We start from the raw sequence: 17,750 nt of genomic DNA on the forward strand, positions 1-17,750 counted from the left end.
GCGTCGGGATGCCGGTGTTACTTGGCGTCCGCGGTGACCGACTGCTTGGGGTCCACGCTGGTGGCCTCCGCAGAGCCGGGCTTTGCCGCTCCGGCGGATGCCTCCGGCGCGCTGGCTGCCGGGGCAGGTGCAGCCGCAACCGGCTTGGGAGCCGGTGTGGCAGCGGCCACGAAGGCACCGCGAGGGTTATCGAGGTCGATCAGCTGGGTGGTGTCGCGGCCCATAAAGAACGCGAGGATCCAGCCCATGATGACGCGGACCTTGCGCTCCATGGTGGGCATGGCCATACCGTGGTAGCCGCGGTGTGCCAGCCAGGCGAGCGGGCCCTTGAGGCCGATGCGGCCCAGGATGTTGATGTTGGCAACACCCTTCCACTCGCCGAAGCCGGCCACAGCACCCAGATTCTTGTGCTTGTAGTCCTTCAGCGGCTTGTCCCAACGCGAAGCCCACAGGTTCTTGGCGAGGCGCTTGGCCTGGCGGAGTGCGTGCTGGGCGTTCGGGACGCAGGTGCCGTCCGGCAGGCCGCTGCCCGTGAGGTCCGGCACGGCGGCGATGTCGCCGGCGGCCCAGGCGTTGTCGATGATGCCTTCGTCGCCGGCGATGCGGAGGTCCGGCAGAACGCGGACGCGGCCGCGGGGTTCCAGCGGGAAGTCGGAGGAGCGGATCATCGGGTTGGCCTGCACGCCGGCAGTCCAGACGAGCGTGTCGGCTTCGAATTCCTGGGCGAGGGACTTGTCCGGGAGGTTGATGAGCTTCAGGGAGCCCTCAGCGCTGTCCAGGGAGGTGTTCAGCAGGACCTCGATGCCGCGGCTGCGGAGGTGCTCCACAACCCATTCGGCCTGCGGCGCCGTGACCTCGGGCATGATGCGGCCCATGGCTTCAACCAGGACGAAGCGTACTTCTTCCTGGCGGATGCGGGGGTTGTTCTTGACCGCGGCGCGGGCCAGGTCTTCCATTTCGGTGATGCACTCGATGCCGGCGAAGCCGCCACCGACAACCACGAATGTCAGTGCCTTGGCGCGGGCAGCGGGGTCCGCGATGGTGGAGGCGGCCTCGAGGCGCTCCAGCACCTTGTTGCGAAGGGCCACAGCCTCTTCGATGGTCTTCAGGCCGATGCCCTTGTCCGCCAGGCCCTTGATGGGGAACGTGCGGGTGATGGCGCCTGCGGCCACCACGATGTCGAAGTAGGGGATCTCGATGTGCTCTCCGCCGTCCGCGGGCGCCACAACGGCGGTGCGGTTGGCGTGGTCGATCGAGGTGACGCTGCCCTGGATGAGTTCAGTCTGCTTCAGGTGCTGGCGGTGCGAGACCACTGCGTGGCGGGCCTCGATGTTGCCGCCGGCCACTTCGGGCAGGAAGGGCTGGTAGGTCATGTAGGGCAGTGGATCCACGAGGGTGACGATGCCACCGGCATTCGCGATCTTCTTCTGCAGTTTGAGTGCTACGTACAGGCCGACGTACCCGCCGCCGACGACGAGTACCCTGGGACGGTCCTGGAGCTCTGGGGTGGTTGCCATGATTTAAGGATACAACAGTTTGTGAAAATCTTCACTAACTACGTTTTGCCGCCTGAATCAATGGTTTGGAACGCACCGGTATCCGGTTCCTCACGCGCCGTTCCGGGGCTACGGGCGGCCCTCCGCAGCTGGAAGACGGCTGCCCCGATAATCACCACGAAGAGGAGCACTGAACCGATCACGACGGCGGCGCCAACGGCACTGTCACGCTGTGAGGGTGCCTCCGCCGCGGGCACCGTGGGTTCGGGCAGGGTGGGAACGGCACTGGCCACTTCGTCGGTGGGCACCGGCGCCGGCGCACCCAGGTTGCCGCGCCTGTGTACCCGGATCCAGTCCGAGATGGAGCCGAGCGGGTTGGCCGCAGCTTCCGGAACGGAGTCCTTGAGTGCAGCCTCGGCGTTCAGCACGCCAAAGCCGTACAGCGGGTCCTTTCCGGCAGGACCGGCGTCCTTGGCCGTGCTGACGATCCGGTTGATGACCTGCCTGGCGCTCATCTCCGGCCACTTGGAACGGATGAGTGCGGCCACACCGGCGACGATCGGGGCAGCTCCGGACGTTCCCGCCCATTCTGCATAGCCGCCGCCCGGCAGCCCGCCCAGCAGGTTTTCAGCCGGAGCCGCCACACCGATGCTGATCCCCTGGGAGGAGGAGTCGACGCTCGCTGTGCCCTTGCGGTCCAGGCCGGCGACGGTGAGGACGCCGGGGATGGTGGCGGGAGCTCCCACCTGGAGGTTGCCGCCGATCCGGTTTCCGGCGGCGGCCACGATCACCACATCCTTTTGTTCGGCATAGAGGAATGCAGCATCCCAGCTCTGGGGCCACTGCGGCGTGGCGCTGCCCAGCGAAATGTTGATGACTTTGGCCCCGTTGTCCACGGCCCAACGGACCGCTTCCGGGATCTGGTCCTGATCGCTCTTGCCCGCGGGGTTGGCCGATCCCAGCCATGTTGAGACGGACAGGATCTCAGCTTCAGGAGCCACGCCGATCATGCCGTCCGGCCCGGCGGGGGCAGCCGGGCCGGGTTTGGGCGAGGCGGTGGCGCCGGCCGGCTGGTGTCCGCGGCCGGCCAGGATGGTGGCTACCAGGGTCCCGTGTTCCGGCTTGACCCCCAGGATTTTCTGCCCGTTGGGGCTGCCGGCCCCGGACGCATCGAAGCCCCCGGTGACGGCACCCTTCAGGTCCGGGTGCTGGGCATCCACGCCGCTGTCGATCACCGCGATCTTGACTCCGGCGCCCTTGGAAACTTCCCAGGCCTTCGTGATTCCGGCTTCGCCAAGCCAGTACTGTTTGTCCCGTTCAGCGTCGGCCCTGGCCGCGGGCGCCAGGGTCAGTCCGGCGGCCAGGCTGACGCCTGCAAGGGTCATCGCCAGGAGAGCTGAGGCGGCGCGGCTGAACCGTGCTGTTGCTCTGGTCATGTGGGTTCCCATGCTTGGTTGGCTGAAGGCCCGGTTAGTGGATGCTCAGGTTAGTGGATGCTCAGGGCAATTCCGTCAAGAATATCGTGTTCACTGGCCGTGGCCGTGACGATCCGGCCCGCGGTGAGTTGATTCAGCCGCTCCAGGATGCGCCGCCACACCAACCCGCCGGCACCCATAACGTCGACGCGGCCGGGGTGCATATATGCCAGTTCCGCACGTTCTCGCCTGGTCATGTGAAGGAGGTCAGCAGCGGCCTCGGTGATGGTGCCGATGGACAATTCCGTCCCGTGGATCGCCGCCGGCGAATACTCCGGAAGCCGCAGGGCATGGGCGGTGATGGTGGTGATCGAGCCGGCCACCCCGACGACGGCTGTGGCGCGTTCCAGCGGAACGTCCAGCCCCGCCCGGGCGATGGCGGCGTCGATGTCGGCTTCCGCGGCGGCGATCTGCTCCGCCGTGGGCGGATCGTCCTGGAGGTGCCGTTCGGTCAGGCGGACGCAGCCGACATCCACGGACTTCGCGGCCGTGACGCCGTCCGAGGTTCCGAGGACGAACTCCGTGCTGCCGCCGCCAAGGTCCACGACCAGCACCTGCTCGCCGTCAAGGATGGGCAGCACACTGCTGGCGCCGGCGAACGACAGGGCAGCTTCTTCATCGCCCGAGATGACCTCCGGTTCAACGCCCAGCAAGTCCCGGATCCCGTCCACAAAAACCTGGCGGTTGCGCGCGTCCCGGCTGGCCGAGGTGGCCACAAAACGGACGGACTCGGCGCCGTGCTCGCGGATCATCGCCGCGTAATCCGCGGTGGCGGCGAAGGTGCGCTCCAGTGCCTCTGGGGCGAGTTCGCCGGTGGCGTCCACGCCCTGGCCCAGCCGGACAACCCGCATTTCGCGGACAACGTCGGTGAGCTTCGCTGTCCCGTTGCTGCGGTCGATGTCGGCGATGAGCAGGCGGAGCGAGTTCGTGCCGCAGTCGATGGCGGCGACGCGGGTCATACCCCTGCCTCGTCGGTTCCTGCGGGCTTGCGGACCGGAGCGGGCCGGCCCACGATCTCCGGCAGGCCCTGGGGCCCGTGGCGGCTGAGATCCTTCGACGGGGCCTCCCCGGCGGTGTCCCAGGCGCCGTCGCAATAGCAGCGGTCCGCGGTCCACCATTCGCTGATGCCGGCAATGGCCTCATCGCCCAGCGGGTTCACTCCGGGACCTGCCGCGAGGGAGTGGCCCACCAGGACATGGAGGCATTTGACCCGGGTGGGCATGCCTCCGGCCGAGATGCCGTCAATCTCCGGAACGGCCCCGATGCCCGAACGCTTGCCGATGGCGGCGCGGGCTCCGAGATAGTTCTCGTGTGCCGCACGGTAGGCGGCCGCGAGCGGCTCATCTGCGCTCAGGCGATCGTTCATGTCGTTCATCAGCCCGGCAGCTTCCAGCCGGGAAACCGCCGAAGTGATGACGGGGTGCGTCAGATAAAACGTGGTGGGAAACGGGGTCCCGTTGCTCAGCCGCGGCGCCGTGGCGGCGACGAGGGGGTTGCCGCAGACGCAGCGCGCCGGGATTTCCACCACATCGCGCACGGGCCGTCCCAACTGCCTGCTGAGTACTTCAAGATCATGTGCTGATGGCTGGCGGGACTTCTCCGGCGCAGTCGCCGTGTTTTCTTCCACTGGCGCGGGCCATCCTTCCTCTAGCTGTTCAGTCTGTGGCCGCACGCCTGATGGACTCCCACAGGGAATCCACCCACGGCAGATCGGCGGGGTCTTGTGCTGCTGTGGCGGTCAGGCTACTGCTTGTTCCGGCCGGCAGATCGCTGCCGAAGACCCAGTAGCCGGATTCGCCCGGCATAACCATGTTAATGCGGTCGCGGGCCTGCTGTTTCACGTAGTTCGGATCCTGCCACCGCGAGATCTGCTGCCGCAGGCCGTCCTGCTCGGCCTGGCGGGCGGCAATGTCGGCGCTGAGGGCCGCCAGTTCGGCACGTTTGTCGAAGAAAATCTTCACGGTGGGTGCCAGCATGGTCGTGATGGCAATCATGACCACCGCCAATGCCAGCATCCGGCCGGAGAACGCCTTGGCGGGCACCGGCTGGCTGTCATCCTGGGTGGTGTCAGGCTTCCGTGTCTTGCCCGCGGCGCTACCGCTGCCGCCGCTCCCCTGCCCTTTGCTTGCCGGGAGCCTGGTGTCCGATGCGGATGTTCCGTCGCTGGACGACGGGCCGGTTTTGCGCTTGTTCCCGCCGTTTGCGCTGCTGGCTGTACCGCCAAAATCGGCGCGGATGACGCCGGCGTCTTCCGTGGCTGGGTCCGTGGTGGCCTGATGCCTCGAAGCGGCTTTGGGAACTTTGGGACGGCGGGTGGCCATGACACTCCTGAAACGTGCGGCAAGCCTCTGGCCGCAACTCTGCGCTTGATGCCGGCTCAATCAATGCCGGCTAAACAAAAACCGGTGGCTATGGTCTTTCAACCATAGCCACCGGTCAGAGGTTTACGCGGCTACTAGCCCTTGAAACGCGGGAAAGCGCTGCGGCCGGCGTAGCGTGCGGCGTCGTCGAGTTCTTCTTCGATGCGCAGGAGCTGGTTGTACTTGGCAACGCGCTCCGAGCGTGCCGGGGCACCGGTCTTGATCTGGCCGGCGTTGGTGGCCACCGAGATGTCGGCGATGGTGGTGTCCTCGGTCTCGCCGGAGCGGTGCGAGGTGATGGTGGTGTAACCGGCGCGCTGGGCCAGGCTCACGGCGTCCAGCGTTTCGGTCAGTGAACCGATCTGGTTGACCTTGACCAGCAGCGAGTTGGCGGTCTTCGTGTCGATGCCGCGCTGCAGGATGGCCGGGTTGGTGACGAAGAGGTCATCGCCGACGAGCTGGACCTTGTCACCGATGCTGTCGGTGAGGGTCTTCCAGCCCTCCCAGTCGTTCTCATCCAGGGGATCCTCGATGGAAACCAGCGGGTAGTCGGCCACGAGCTCGGCGTAGTAGGCGCTCATCTCGGTGGCGGACAGTGCCTTGCCCTCGAACTGGTAGGCGCCGTCCTTGAAGAACTCGGAGGAGGCGACGTCCAGTGCCAGGGCGATGTCCTTGCCCGGGGTGTAGCCGGCGTTCGTGATGGCTTCCTGGATCAGGTCCAGCGCAGCACGGTTGGACGGCAGGTTAGGCGCGAAGCCACCTTCGTCACCCAGGCCGGTGGACAGGCCCTTGGCCTGCAGGACGGACTTGAGGTTGTGGTAGACCTCGACGCCCCAGCGGAGGCCCTCGGAGAAGGTCTCGGCGCCGATCGGGACGATCATGAACTCCTGGATGTCCACGTCGGAGTCGGCGTGCGAGCCACCGTTAAGGATGTTCATCAGCGGAACCGGCAGGACGTGCGCGTTGGGGCCGCCCAGGTACTTGTACAGCGGCAGGTCTGCGGAGGCGGCAGCGGCGTTGGCAACGGCCAGCGAAACGCCCAGGATGGCGTTGGCGCCGAGCTTGGCCTTGTTGGGGGTGCCGTCCAGGTCGATCATGGCCTGGTCGATGCTGCGCTGGTCGGTGGCGTCGAAGCCGGTCAGTGCCGGAGCGATCTGGTCGATGACAGCGTCAACGGCCTTCTGGACACCCTTGCCGAGGTAACGTCCCTTGTCTCCGTCACGGAGCTCAACAGCCTCGTGCTCGCCGGTGGAGGCACCGGAGGGTACTGCCGCGCGGCCGATCTGGCCATCGGAGAGCAGTACTTCAACTTCTACGGTCGGGTTTCCGCGGGAATCGAGGATTTCGCGGGCGTGGATGGCATCGATAAGCGCCATGGATGTGCTCCTTATGGGCGATTTTGGGGGAACGAACAGCTGGAAAAAGCGTTAAATCTGGGACGTCCTCGTCAGGGACCAAGCCTAGTCGAGAGTGGTGCAGGTTACGGAACCCTATCCATCACCCGGACGTCATGATGGCGACGCGAACTGGCGCCGGATGGCGCCCCGAAGGGCCCGTTCGGCGTCGAATCCCTTGGCACGGGCAGAGCCGACGACGGCGAGCAGCAGGTCACCGAGCTCCTCCTCCGTCGTTGCGGTTGCGACTCCCGGTGTTTCGGCAAGCTCAACCACAGATCCGGCTCGCTCGGCCCGGTCAAGGAACTTCTGCGCCTTCGCCAGGGCCGGCAGGGCGTCCGGGATCCCTTCAAAGGGCCCCGTCCGCTCCGGACGTTCCGCGGTCTTCACGGCGTCCCACTTCCGGACAATCTCCGCCACCGAGGCAGGGAACCTGTCCTGCAGCGTGCCGTCAGGCCGGAAGACATGGGGATTGCGGCGGACCATTTTGGCACTCAGCCCGCGCGCGACGTCGTCGAACGTGAACGTGCCCCGCTCCTCGGCGAGCCGGGCGTGCAGCACCACTTGAAGCAACACGTCGCCCAGTTCGCCCCGGAGCTCCACGTCGTCCGCGCCGGTTTCGATGGTCTCGATGACCTCAAAGGCCTCCTCCAGGAGGTACTCCACCAGCGAGGCATGGGTGAGGGCGCCCATCCACGGACAGTGCTCCCGCAGCTGGGCCACGACAGAGACCAGCCGATCGATGGGAGCCTGCTCAGCCAAGGTTGTCGTAGGCGTCGTTGATGTACTCCACCAACGCTTCCTTCTCTTCAAGCGGCAGGAAGGAGGCCTCGGCAGCGTTGAGTGTGAGCTCCAGCAGATCGTCGAGGTCGTAGTCGAAGGTTTCCACGAGGAGCTCGAACTCGTCCGTCAAGGTGACGCCGCTCATCAGCCGGTTGTCGGTGTTGATGGTGACGTTGAAGCCCAGCTGGTACAGCATGTCCAGCGGGTGGCTCTCGATGCCCTCACCGAAACCGGCGATCGCTCCGGTCTGGAGATTCGATGACGGGCAGATCTCCAGGGCGATGCCCCGGTCGCGGACCCAGCTGGACAGATCGCCCAGGGTGACCAGGCCGATGCTGTCCTCGTCGCCCGCGGCGTCGTCGTCTTCGTCGTCGAACTCCACCATGATGTCCTCGGCGATCCGGACACCGTGGCCCAAGCGCAGTGCCCGGCCGTCAACGAGGGCGGACTGAATGCTTTCGAGTCCGGCGGCCTCGCCGGCGTGCACCGTCGCGGGGAAGTTGTGCTGGGCGAGGTACGTGAAGGCGTCCCTAAACCGGGACGGGAGGAACCCGTCTTCTGCTCCGGCGATGTCAAAGCCCACAGCGCCCTTGTTGCGGTGACGGACAGCCAGTTCGGCGATTTCCTGGCCACGGTCCGCGTGGCGCATGGCGGTGATCAGCTGGCCCACCTGGATTTCGCGGCCGCTTTCGGTCACGGCGTCGACGCCGGCTTCGAGGCCTTCCTGGACTGCTTCGACAACCTCGTCCAGGGACAGGCCATTCCGGAGGTGCTGCTCCGGTGCCCAGCGCACTTCGCCGTACACCACGCCGTCGTCCGCGAGGTCCTCGACGAATTCCTTGGCTACGCGGGTAAGGCCTTCCTTGGTCTGCATCACGGCGACTGTGTGGTCGAACGTCTCCAGGTAGCGGACCAGCGAGCCGGAATCCGCGGACTCGCGGAACCACTGGCCCAGGGCCACCGGGTCCGTGGACGGCAGCGTGTGGCCAACGGCCGCGGCCAGTTCGATGATGGTGGCTGGACGTAGACCACCGTCCAGGTGGTCGTGAAGCGAAACCTTAGGCAGGCTCTTCAGGTCGAAATCGATGGCAGGGGCAGCGTCAACAATAGGCTCAGTCACCATCCAACCTTAGGGTCGGCAGACGGCTTATGCCAGCCGGTTCTTTCCGTGCTGCTCCACCTCGGCCGGCGAGGGCGCCAGCAGCGGCGAAGCCGCCGTGTGCGCGGGCACGGAACCTTCCGGGCCGCCGTCGAGCCATTCATCCACGGTTTCTGCGTCGTTGCGGGCCAGGTGCTTGTGCCACCAGCGCAGAAGGTGGTCGATCAGGATGCCCAGCACGATGGCGAACACCACGGCAATGCCGGCGCTGAGCAGCGGGTTGTTGTGGAGCCAGGGGAAGGAACTGGCCAGGATCCCGATGCCGATGGAGTACCCCACCCAGGTGACGCAGGCGAAAGCGTCCAACAGAAAGAACCGGCGGTGCGCGAAGCCGGTACTGCCGGCCACATAGTTGACCGCCACCCGGCCCCAGGGAATGTAGCGCGCAGTGAAAATCAGGACGGCGCCGCGTTTTTCGAGTTCATACCGTGCCCAGCCGAAGGCCTTCTGCACTTTGGGCCGCCGCATCCACTTCCACCGGTCAAGGCCGATCCTGCGGCCGAGCATAAAGGCCATGTTGTCACCGGCGATGGCACCGACCAGGGCTGTCGCGCCCAGGATCCAGAGATTCGGTTCACCGCTGTGCCGGGAAAACGCGGCCAACGCCACTATCAGCGTCTCGCTGGGGACCACCATGGCAAAGCCGTCGATGAAGAAGAACACCAGAAGGACCGGGTAGATCCACCATTGGCCCGCTGCATGGAGCACGGCCTCATTAATAAACTCCACGCGGTCTTGCTCCTAGACGAAATGATGCAGCCGGAAGTGACGTAAGTCGCTCTCCAGTGTCCCATGCCCGGGACCCTGCCCGCTACGCGCGGACGCGCAAACCCTAGGCTTCCGGATCCTTCAGCCGCTCCACCACAGGAGCCTTTCCCCGGATGCGGTTAATGATCAGGTCCACCACGATTCCAAGGCCCACGGCGCAGACGATTGCGATGGCCGCGCCGAGCAGATGGTTGTTTTCGAACCACTGGCCGAAGAACAGCCCGATGCCCACCGAGTAGGAGGCCCAGAGCGTAGCGGACAGGACCGTCAGGCCAACGAAGCGCACGTGCGAATAGTGGGTCACGCCCGCCGTGAGGTTGACGGCGACCCTTCCGATAGGGATGAACCGCGCCACCAGGATGAGGGACGCCGGCCGCTTCCTCAGCTCGTCTCCTGCCCAGCGGAAGGCACTTTGCATCCGCGGTCCGCGCATCCAGTGCCAGCGCCGGGTACCCACCCGGCGTCCAATGAGGTACGCGATGTTGTCGCCGGAGAAAGCGCCCAGGCCCGCGACGGCCATCAGAAGCCAGGGATTGGGGACGTCCGCGGTGGCGGCAACTGCGGACAGGCCCACCACCACGGATTCGCTGGGGATAGGCGGGAAAAACCCGTCGATCAGGCAGCAGGCCAGCACAAGGAGGAGCACCCACGGCTGCCCGGCGGCGGCAAGGATGAATTCATTGATGGCCTGCATTGTCCCTACGCTATTCGGTCGATGATGAGCTGCTGGGCCGGGCGCGACCCTTCCGGGGCAACCGTGACGGCGTGTTCAAGGGATTCCTTGGCGCGTGCGAACTTTTCCGGCGTGTCCGTGAGCAGCGTCATCAGCGGCTCGCCGGCACGGATCATGGCACCGGGCTTTGCATGCATGCGGATCCCTGCACCGGCCTGGACGGCATCTTCCTTGCGGGCACGTCCCGCGCCGAGGCGCCACGCCGCAACGCCCACTGCCAAGGCATCGAGCCCCACCAGGACACCGTCGGCCGGGGCGTAGATGACTTCGGATTCTTTCGCGACCGGCAGCTTGGCGCGCGGATCGCCGCCCTGCGCTTCGATCATCCGGTTCCAGACGTCCATGGCCCGGCCGTCCTTCAATGCGGCGCGCGGATCGGCGTCGTGCACGCCAGCGCAGGCCAGCATCTCTTCGGCCAGCCGGACGGTGAGTTCGACGACGTCCTCCGGCCCGCCGCCGGCCAGGACCTCCACGGATTCCTCCACTTCGATCGCATTGCCTGCCGTGAGGCCGAGCGGAGTGCTCATGTTAGTCAGCAGGGCCACGGTGTTCACTCCCGCGTCCTTGCCGAGGGCCACCATGGTTTCGGCCAGTTCACGTGCCCGGGCCTCGTCCTTCATAAAGGCTCCGCTGCCCACCTTCACGTCCAGGACGAGGGACCCCGTGCCTTCGGCGATTTTCTTGCTCATGATCGAGGAGGCGATCAGCGGGATCGACTCGACCGTGCCGGTGACGTCCCGCAGTGCGTAGAGCTTCTTGTCCGCCGGCGCCAGCCCCGCCCCGGCAGCGCAGATCACGGCTCCCACGTCCTGAAGCTGCGCCATCATTTCGTCGTTGCTCAGGGCCGCCCGCCAGCCGGGGATCGATTCCAGCTTGTCCAGGGTGCCGCCGGTGTGGCCCAGCCCGCGCCCGGACAGCTGCGGCACGGCCACACCGAACACTGCCACCAGCGGTGCCAGCGGCAGCGTGATCTTGTCCCCCACTCCCCCGGTGGAATGCTTGTCGCTGGTAGCCTTCACACCGCCGTCGGGCCGCCGGAGGCCGCCGAAGTCCATCCGTTCGCCCGAGGCGATCATCGCCGCCGTCCAGCGCGAAATTTCGGCGCGGTCCATGCCGTTGAGCAGGATGGCCATGTTCAACGCGGCCATCTGTTCGTCGGCGATGACCCCGCGGGTGTACGCGTCAATGGTCCAGTCGATCTGCTCCGGGCTCAAGGTGCCCTTGTCCCGCTTGATGCTGATGATCTGGACAGCATCAAACGGTTCGCTTGCTTGTGTCATCGGTGTTCCTCCAAATTTCCGGACCAAAGGCATCGGGCAGCACCTGGTCCATGGCCTTGATGCCTTGCGTCGTCATGAGCTGCATACCCGGTGCCCGGAACTCATACAACAGTTGTCGGCAGCGCCCGCACGGCATGAGTACCTTGCCTGTGGAATCCACACAATAGAAGGCGGTCAGGCGTCCGCCGCCGCTCATGTGGAGCTGCCCCACCAATGCGCACTCGGCGCACAGGGTGAGGCCGTAGCTGGCATTCTCGACGTTGCAGCCGCTGATGATCCGGCCGTCCTCGGTGAGGGCTGCCGCCCCCACCGGGAACTTCGAATACGGCGCATAGGCCCGTTCCATGGCGGCGACCGCGGCCGATTCCAGGGCTTTCCAATCTACGAACCTCTCGGCCAAGGCTCAGCCCTTCACGTACGGTATGCCGCTGGCTGCCGGTGGCCGGGACCGGCCCACCAGCCCGGCCACGGCCAGCACCGTCACCAGATAGGGCAGCATGGCCATGAACTGGCTCGGCACCGGGGTTCCGATGATGGTCACAATGCTCTGCAGGTTGTCCGCAAAACCGAACAACAGGGCTGCGAAGAACGCGCCGATCGGGTTCCAGCGTCCGAAGATCAGCGCGGCGAGTGCGATGAAGCCTCGTCCGCCGGAGATCTCCTTCGTGAAGCTGTCGATCGCCACGAGCGTGAAGAACGAGCCACCGATTCCTGCAATGGCACCACCCAGGGTCACGTTCCAGAAGCGCGTGGCGTTGACCTTGATGCCCATCGTGTCGGCTGCCTGCGGGTGTTCACCCACAGCGCGGACCCGCAGGCCCCACTTGGTTTTGAACAGCCCAACCCAGACAGCGATCACGGCGACGTACATCAGGTAGCCAACCAGCGACTGCTTGAACAGGATGGGGCCGAGGATCGGGATTCCGGAGAGGATGGGAATCGGGATGATGTCCAGGCCGGGCGGTGAGTTGAACTTTGCCTTGTCCGCCTGCATAACGGTGCTGAACAGGAAGCCGGTGACGCCGGAAATCAGGACGTTGAGCACCACGCCGACGATGATCTGGTTGACCAGGTATCTGATGCTGAACACCGCAAGCACCATGGACACCGCCGCGCCGGCCACAGCGGCCGCAAGCAGGCCCACGAAGGGGTTCTGCGTAATGCTGGCCACGATTGCCGCGGTGAAGGCGCCGCCCAGGAGTTGGCCCTCGATGGCGATGTTGACTACCCCGACGCGCTCGCACAGCACGCCGGACAAAGAGCCGAACACCAGCGGGACGGCCAGGGTGACCGAACCGGCGATGAGTCCGGCCAGCGAAATGCTGGGCGTCCGGGCACCGCCCACCACCCAGATGAGGAAGGCTGCCACAAACAGCACCGTAAAAGTGACGGTCAGCCAGGCCGGAGTGGGCCGGGCCTTGGTCTTCAGGAAGACGGAGTAGGCCGCCAACCCAAGCATCAGGACGGAGAGGATGATGCCGCCCGGCATTGCGGGAATTTCCAGCACTGGCAGTTGGAAAAAATCCCCGCCGGTGGAAATTCCGAACCTTGCGGTCTGAGCTGGTCCCATCAGGCCGAAGAAGATGAAGGCGACGAGTCCCAGCGCCGAGAGCAGGACTGGGGTTTTCCAGAGGACCGGTTTGCCGGATGTTGCCTGGGCCTCCCCGGCCTGGGGCACTGTGCCTGGGGTTCCGCGTCCCGGCAGGGGCGAAGTTGCTGTTGCGCTCATGCTGCGCCTCCGGTGGTTGCTGCCTGCTGGGATTTTCCGGCCCTGGCCGGCTTCTTGCGGCGGGGGTTCAGCCCGAAGACTGCCCGGACCAGCGGAGGTGCCGCGATAAAGAGGACAATCAGCGACTGGACCACCAGGACGATGTCGATGGGCGTTCCGGTCTGGATCTGCATCTGCACGGCACCGGCGCGGAAGGCACCGAACAACAGGCCGGCAGCAAAGGTGCCCCACGGCGTCGAACGTCCCAGCAGCGCCACCGTGATGGCGTCAAACCCGTACGTTGCCGCGACACCGTCGGTCAGGACCTTTTCCGTGCCCGCCACCTGGGCCACGCCGGACATTCCCGCCAGCGCACCGGCGATGGCCATGACCAGGATGGTTGAGCGGGAGACGTTGATTCCGGCGGTCAGGGCAGCCTTCGGATTGGCTCCCACGGCCCGGAATTCAAAGCCGACGGTGGAGCGGTTCAGCAGCCACCACACCAGGACGGTGGCCGCGATGGCCAGGACGAAGCCCAGGTGCAGGCGATACTGGGAGCCGAAAATCTGGGGGTACACGGCGGTTGCGTCCAGGATGGGCGAGATCGGGTTGGACTCCCCCGGACGCTGGAACGCCGGAGTGTTCAGCAGGTATCCCAGGAAGTACAGGGCAATGTAGTTGAACATGATGGTCAGGATGACTTCGTGGGCACCTGTCCGGGCCTTCAGGAGACCAACCAGGCCACCCCAGAGGGCGCCTCCCACAATTCCTGCCACAAGAACGAGCAACAGGTGCAGGCCCAACGGAAGGTGCAGGGCGAAACCGACCCAGCCCGCCAGGATGCCGGCCATGATGATCTGGCCCTGGGCGCCAATGTTGAACAGGCCGGCCCGGAACGCGAGCGCGACGCCGAGGCCTGCCGTGATGAGCGGTGTGGCGATGGTGAGGGTTTCCATCAGCGGCGCGAACTGGACCGCGAGGCTGGAACCCCGGGGGTTGAAGACCGAGCCCTGGAACAAGGCAATGTAGGACTGTGTGGCGGCCTGCCAGACTGCGGAGAGGAAGTCTGTGGGCCGGGCGAACAGATACGCCGAGGTGGTGCTGACGCGCTCGTCCGTAGCGGCGATCAACAGTCCGCCCAACACAAGTGCCAGCAGCACCGCCAGGACTGAGACCATGCCGCTGCCGGTGAAAATCTTCCGGAGCAGCGTGTCCGGCCCGCCGGGCAGCTTTCCGCTTTGGGCGCTGGCTGGTACGGCTGAAGGGCTGATGGCGCCGCCGGCCGTGTCCACGGCCACCCCGGCGGCGGTTTCGTCCGCCGCCGGGGTCGGCTCGTCCGCTTTCGCATGCTGGTCCGCATGCTTAGGGTGTCGCTCTTCAGGCATGATCGCCTCCTTCGGCGCTGGAGGTTCCGCGGCGTTTTGCGGTAGCGGCATCCGTCGTGTCGGCCGGGGGCGTTTCAGTGGCCGGCGTGTCAGCTTTCACCAGGCCGGCGTGGTCTGCGCCGGCAGCGTCTTCCGCGGAAATCCCTGCCATCATCAGGCCCAGGACGCCGCGTCCGGTCCCTGCCGGAACGATTCCCACCAGCTTGCCCTTATAGAGCACGGCGATGCGGTCGGCTAGTTCCATGACCTCGTCCAGTTCGGTGGAGATGATCATGACAGGCGTGCCCTGGTCGCGTTCCGCCACGATCCGTTTATGAAGGAACTCGATGGACCCGACGTCCACACCCCGGGTGGGCTGCGAGGCAATGAAGAGCCGCAGCGGCCGGGACAGCTCCCGTGCCATGACCACTTTCTGTTGATTGCCGCCCGAGAGCGTGCCGGCCGCCAGCAGGCCCGAGGGTGTCCGGACATCGAACTCGTCGATCCGTGATTTGGCGTTCTCCAGGACCTTCGCCGGACTCATGCTGATGCCCTTGGCAAACGGCGGCTGATCGTACCGGTCAAGAATCAGGTTTTCGGCGATCGAGAACGTGCCGATGAGGCCGTCAACAGAACGGTCTTCCGGAACGAAGCCGACGCCGGCGTTAAGAACCTCCTTCACACTGCGGCCAACAAGTTCCACATCGTCCAGGAGGATGGAGCCGTGGACGCGGTCCTGGAGTCCGAGGATGGCCTCGGTAAGTTCGGTCTGGCCGTTGCCTTGGACGCCTGCGACGGCCAGGATCTCTCCCCGGGCAATGTCGAAGCTGAGGCCGTCCACGGTGTGCTGCCCGTTCGGAGCGATGACTGTGAGGTCTTTGACCTGGAAAGTCTTCTCTTTGGGGCTGGCGGGTGCCTTCTCGAGTGTGAGGCTGACGGCGCGGCCCACCATCATGGAGGCCAGCTCCGCGGTGGAGGCACCTGGATGCGCCGAACCAACAACCTTGCCCCGCCGGATCACGGTGATGGTGTCCGAGACAGCCTTCACCTCGCGCAGCTTGTGCGAGATGAAGACTATCGAGGTTCCGTTGGACTTGAGCTGGCGCATGATGTCCAGCAGTTCGTCGGTTTCCTGGGGCGTCAGCACTGCCGTGGGTTCATCCAGGATGAGGACCTTGGCGTCGCGGACCAGGGCTTTGATGATTTCCACCCGCTGCTGGACACCCACCGGGAGGTCCTCCACCAGGGCGTCAGGGTCGACGTCGAACCCGTAGCGGTCAGAGATCTCCTTGATCTTGCGCCGGGTGTCGTCCAGGTTGAGGAAACCGCCGGCTTTGGTGGACTCGGCGCCGAGCGCAACATTCTCGGCCACGGTAAACACGGGAACGAGCATAAAGTGTTGGTGCACCATGCCGATGCCGGCGGCCATGGCGTCTCCGGGGCCGCGGAAGTAAACCGGTTTGTCGTCGATGAGGATTTCGCCCTCAGAGGGCTCGTAGAGCCCGTACAGCACATTCATCAGGGTGGACTTGCCAGCCCCGTTCTCGCCCAGCAGACAGTGGATCTGTCCGGGTTCAACCACCACGTCGATGTGATCGTTGGCGAGCAGGGAGCCGAAGCGTTTGGTGATCCCTCTGAGTTCAAGTTTCAAAACTCTGACCAATCTCGAAGCGTCCGGTGAATCCCCACCGGACGGGATAAGTGGCTGCAGCACCAGCCTAGTGCGTGCAGTCCTGCGTGGACGGTCTCGCCGACGGCGAATTCCAACGCAAAGCGCCACCTCCCGGGCAGTCGATGACCATCCGGGGGTGGCGCTTGGCGAGGATGACTATACCTTGGGACTTGCCGCTGACTCGACCTTCAGCTTGCCGTCGACGATGTCTTTCTTGAGCTGGTCCAGCTCGGACTTCAGGTCGGACGGGACCTGCCCGTCGAAGCTGTGGAACGGTGCCAGCTGGACGCCGTCGTTCGCCAATGTGCCCACGTAGGGGGTGTTGGTGAACTTGCCTTCCTTGTCGTCCTTGACCACGGTTTCAACGGCTTCGCCCATCAGCTTCATGACCGAGGAAAGCATGATGTCCTTGTATTCGGGTGCGGTCAGGAATCCGTCAGAGTCAACCCAGATCATCTTGACGTCCTTGCCGGCCGCTTTCGCCTCCATCAGGGCTGCACCGGCTCCCTTGCCTACCGGACCGGCGACGGGCATCACAATGTCCGCGCCCTGGTCAAGGAAGTTTTGGGTGAGCTGCTTGCCTTTGTCCTGCTTTTCAAAGTCGCCCGTGAAGCTTCCGTCCTGGGTCGCCTTGTCCCAGCCAAGGACCTTGACGTCCTTGCCCTTCTGCTCGTTGTAGTACTTGACGCCGTCGGCAAACCCATCCATGAAAATGGTCACGGTGGGAATCTCCCTGCCGCCGAACGTGGCCACACTTCCTGTCTTGGTGGTGCCTGCTGCCAGGTAACCGGCCAGGAAGGCTGCCTGGGCGGTGTCGTAGATGATCGGCTTGACGTTGCTGAGGGGCGGGTCGTAACCGAAATCGACGATGGCGAAGTGGCTTTCCGGGTTTGCCGCGGCCTGGGCCTTGGTGGCGTCACCCAGGAGGAAGCCGATGGTCAGGGTGAGGTCGCAGTTGGCGGCAACCATCGCACGGAGGTTTGGCTCAAAGTCGTTGTTGGACTTGGACTCGGCCTGGTTGACCTTGATGCCCAGGTCAGCCTCGGCCTTCTTCAGCCCATCATAGGAAGACTGGTTGAACGACTGGTCATCGAATCCGCCGGAGTCCGAGACGATGCAGCCGGTGTAGTCGCTCGCTGTTTCGGTGGCGGTGCTACCGGCGTCAGGTGCCGCGCCGCAGCCGGTCAGCAGGAGTGCTGTGGCACCCACTGAGGCCATGCCTGCCATTGAACCGCGCTTGAACGTAGCGCGCAGTGTGTTCTTCAATTTTCCTCCAGGGAGAGTGTTGCGCTACGACTCGAATTCAATGAGTGTCCGTTTCTACACTGAAATTCTGTTTTCACTGAGGGCTTCGCAGCACTGCGCCGAAGCGCACTGATACAAGCAACATTAGTGGGCTGCAACACATCCGCTACCACATTGGAGCCGGATCCCGAAGATTGTTGAGATTTTGTTACCAACCAGTAGAAACCTGCGTTCCGCACCCCTCACATTAAGCGCGAACGGACACTTGGGGCCCGCCGGGCGGGGCCTCAAGTGTCCGTTCGCGCTGGTGGGG

Annotated in this window: 16 protein-coding genes; all 16 read right to left on the reverse strand. The window is 65.1% G+C overall.

Translation table 11 applies throughout. From position 1 onward, the window contains the following. Positions 1 to 17: 17 nt before the first annotated feature. The 16 genes from NFC73_RS04555 to NFC73_RS04630 all read right to left on the reverse strand — a co-directional run bounded on the left by NFC73_RS04555 (position 18) and on the right by NFC73_RS04630 (position 17,458). Entirely contained in the window at positions 18 to 1,517 is a 1,500-nt protein-coding gene (locus tag NFC73_RS04555) for an NAD(P)/FAD-dependent oxidoreductase (protein WP_254747951.1), read from the reverse strand. 38 nt (positions 1,518 to 1,555) lie between these two features. Beyond that, positions 1,556 to 2,932 carry a S8 family serine peptidase gene (locus NFC73_RS04560; RefSeq protein WP_254747953.1) on the reverse strand — a complete coding sequence of 459 codons (1,377 nt, stop codon included), beginning with the start codon at positions 2,930 to 2,932 and terminating at the stop codon, positions 1,556 to 1,558. A 50-nt stretch (positions 2,933 to 2,982) separates the two neighbouring features. Continuing rightward, entirely contained in the window at positions 2,983 to 3,930 is a 948-nt protein-coding gene (locus tag NFC73_RS04565; protein ID WP_254747955.1) for a Ppx/GppA phosphatase family protein, read from the reverse strand. Further along, the gene (locus tag NFC73_RS04570; RefSeq protein WP_254747957.1) at positions 3,927 to 4,598 is read right to left on the reverse strand and encodes a DUF501 domain-containing protein; all 672 of its coding nucleotides are present in this window, start codon (positions 4,596 to 4,598) and stop codon (positions 3,927 to 3,929) included. Before NFC73_RS04570 ends, NFC73_RS04565 begins: the two co-directional genes overlap by 4 nt. A 28-nt stretch (positions 4,599 to 4,626) precedes the next feature. Next, positions 4,627 to 5,292 carry an FtsB family cell division protein gene (locus NFC73_RS04575; RefSeq protein ID WP_254747959.1) on the reverse strand — a complete coding sequence of 222 codons (666 nt, stop codon included), beginning with the start codon at positions 5,290 to 5,292 and terminating at the stop codon, positions 4,627 to 4,629. Between the two features lie 134 nt (positions 5,293 to 5,426). Continuing rightward, positions 5,427 to 6,707, reverse strand: a complete 1,281-nt coding sequence (gene eno / locus NFC73_RS04580; RefSeq protein ID WP_254747961.1) for a phosphopyruvate hydratase — start codon at positions 6,705 to 6,707, stop codon at positions 5,427 to 5,429. Positions 6,708 to 6,839: 132 nt separating this feature from the next. Next, the gene (locus tag NFC73_RS04585; RefSeq protein WP_254748257.1) at positions 6,840 to 7,418 is read right to left on the reverse strand and encodes a MazG nucleotide pyrophosphohydrolase domain-containing protein; all 579 of its coding nucleotides are present in this window, start codon (positions 7,416 to 7,418) and stop codon (positions 6,840 to 6,842) included. Positions 7,419 to 7,479: 61 nt separating this feature from the next. Then, complete coding sequence (locus tag NFC73_RS04590) at positions 7,480 to 8,628, reverse strand: adenosine deaminase (RefSeq protein WP_254747963.1); 1,149 nt, start codon at positions 8,626 to 8,628, stop codon at positions 7,480 to 7,482. A gap of 27 nt (positions 8,629 to 8,655) precedes the next feature. Next, complete coding sequence (locus NFC73_RS04595) at positions 8,656 to 9,396, reverse strand: DedA family protein (protein ID WP_254747965.1); 741 nt, start codon at positions 9,394 to 9,396, stop codon at positions 8,656 to 8,658. A 103-nt stretch (positions 9,397 to 9,499) separates the two neighbouring features. After that, a complete protein-coding gene (locus NFC73_RS04600; protein WP_141139840.1) occupies positions 9,500 to 10,129 on the reverse strand; it encodes a DedA family protein in 630 nt (209 codons plus the stop codon). Between the two features lie 5 nt (positions 10,130 to 10,134). After that, positions 10,135 to 11,448, reverse strand: coding sequence for a thymidine phosphorylase (locus NFC73_RS04605; RefSeq protein ID WP_254747967.1), 1,314 nt, complete (start codon positions 11,446 to 11,448; stop codon positions 10,135 to 10,137). Further along, on the reverse strand, positions 11,423 to 11,794 hold the full coding sequence (locus NFC73_RS04610) for a cytidine deaminase (protein WP_246848783.1): 372 nt from the start codon (positions 11,792 to 11,794) through the stop codon (positions 11,423 to 11,425). The genes NFC73_RS04605 and NFC73_RS04610 overlap by 26 nt, the downstream gene beginning before the upstream one ends. Before the next feature lie 57 nt (positions 11,795 to 11,851). Then, a complete protein-coding gene (locus tag NFC73_RS04615) occupies positions 11,852 to 13,177 on the reverse strand; it encodes an ABC transporter permease (protein ID WP_254747969.1) in 1,326 nt (441 codons plus the stop codon). Then, entirely contained in the window at positions 13,174 to 14,541 is a 1,368-nt protein-coding gene (locus tag NFC73_RS04620; RefSeq protein WP_254747971.1) for an ABC transporter permease, read from the reverse strand. The genes NFC73_RS04615 and NFC73_RS04620 overlap by 4 nt, the downstream gene beginning before the upstream one ends. Continuing rightward, on the reverse strand, positions 14,534 to 16,171 hold the full coding sequence (locus tag NFC73_RS04625; RefSeq protein WP_254747973.1) for an ABC transporter ATP-binding protein: 1,638 nt from the start codon (positions 16,169 to 16,171) through the stop codon (positions 14,534 to 14,536). Before NFC73_RS04625 ends, NFC73_RS04620 begins: the two co-directional genes overlap by 8 nt. Positions 16,172 to 16,348: 177 nt before the next feature. Next, the gene (locus NFC73_RS04630; RefSeq protein ID WP_443703139.1) at positions 16,349 to 17,458 is read right to left on the reverse strand and encodes a BMP family lipoprotein; all 1,110 of its coding nucleotides are present in this window, start codon (positions 17,456 to 17,458) and stop codon (positions 16,349 to 16,351) included. Between the last annotated feature and the right edge of the window lie 292 nt (positions 17,459 to 17,750).

The sequence above is a fragment of the Pseudarthrobacter humi genome (assembly GCF_024294965.1).
GTDB classification, from domain to species: Bacteria; Actinomycetota; Actinomycetes; order Actinomycetales; family Micrococcaceae; genus Arthrobacter; species Arthrobacter humi.

What these genes read in the sequence shown, in the direction of transcription:
- NFC73_RS04555 (WP_254747951.1), bottom strand. Translation starts at nt 1,517, where the DNA reads ATGGCAACCACCCCAGAGCTCCAGGACCGTCCCAGGGTACTCGTCGTC.
- NFC73_RS04560 (WP_254747953.1), bottom strand. Translation starts at nt 2,932, where the DNA reads ATGACCAGAGCAACAGCACGGTTCAGCCGCGCCGCCTCAGCTCTCCTG.
- NFC73_RS04565 (WP_254747955.1), bottom strand. Translation starts at nt 3,930, where the DNA reads ATGACCCGCGTCGCCGCCATCGACTGCGGCACGAACTCGCTCCGCCTG.
- NFC73_RS04575 (WP_254747959.1), bottom strand. Translation starts at nt 5,292, where the DNA reads ATGGCCACCCGCCGTCCCAAAGTTCCCAAAGCCGCTTCGAGGCATCAG.
- eno (WP_254747961.1), bottom strand. Translation starts at nt 6,707, where the DNA reads ATGGCGCTTATCGATGCCATCCACGCCCGCGAAATCCTCGATTCCCGC.
- NFC73_RS04585 (WP_254748257.1), bottom strand. Translation starts at nt 7,418, where the DNA reads ATGGGCGCCCTCACCCATGCCTCGCTGGTGGAGTACCTCCTGGAGGAG.
- NFC73_RS04600 (WP_141139840.1), bottom strand. Translation starts at nt 10,129, where the DNA reads ATGCAGGCCATCAATGAATTCATCCTTGCCGCCGCCGGGCAGCCGTGG.
- NFC73_RS04605 (WP_254747967.1), bottom strand. Translation starts at nt 11,448, where the DNA reads ATGACACAAGCAAGCGAACCGTTTGATGCTGTCCAGATCATCAGCATC.
- NFC73_RS04610 (WP_246848783.1), bottom strand. Translation starts at nt 11,794, where the DNA reads ATGGAACGGGCCTATGCGCCGTATTCGAAGTTCCCGGTGGGGGCGGCA.
- NFC73_RS04615 (WP_254747969.1), bottom strand. Translation starts at nt 13,177, where the DNA reads ATGAGCGCAACAGCAACTTCGCCCCTGCCGGGACGCGGAACCCCAGGC.
- NFC73_RS04620 (WP_254747971.1), bottom strand. Translation starts at nt 14,541, where the DNA reads ATGCCTGAAGAGCGACACCCTAAGCATGCGGACCAGCATGCGAAAGCG.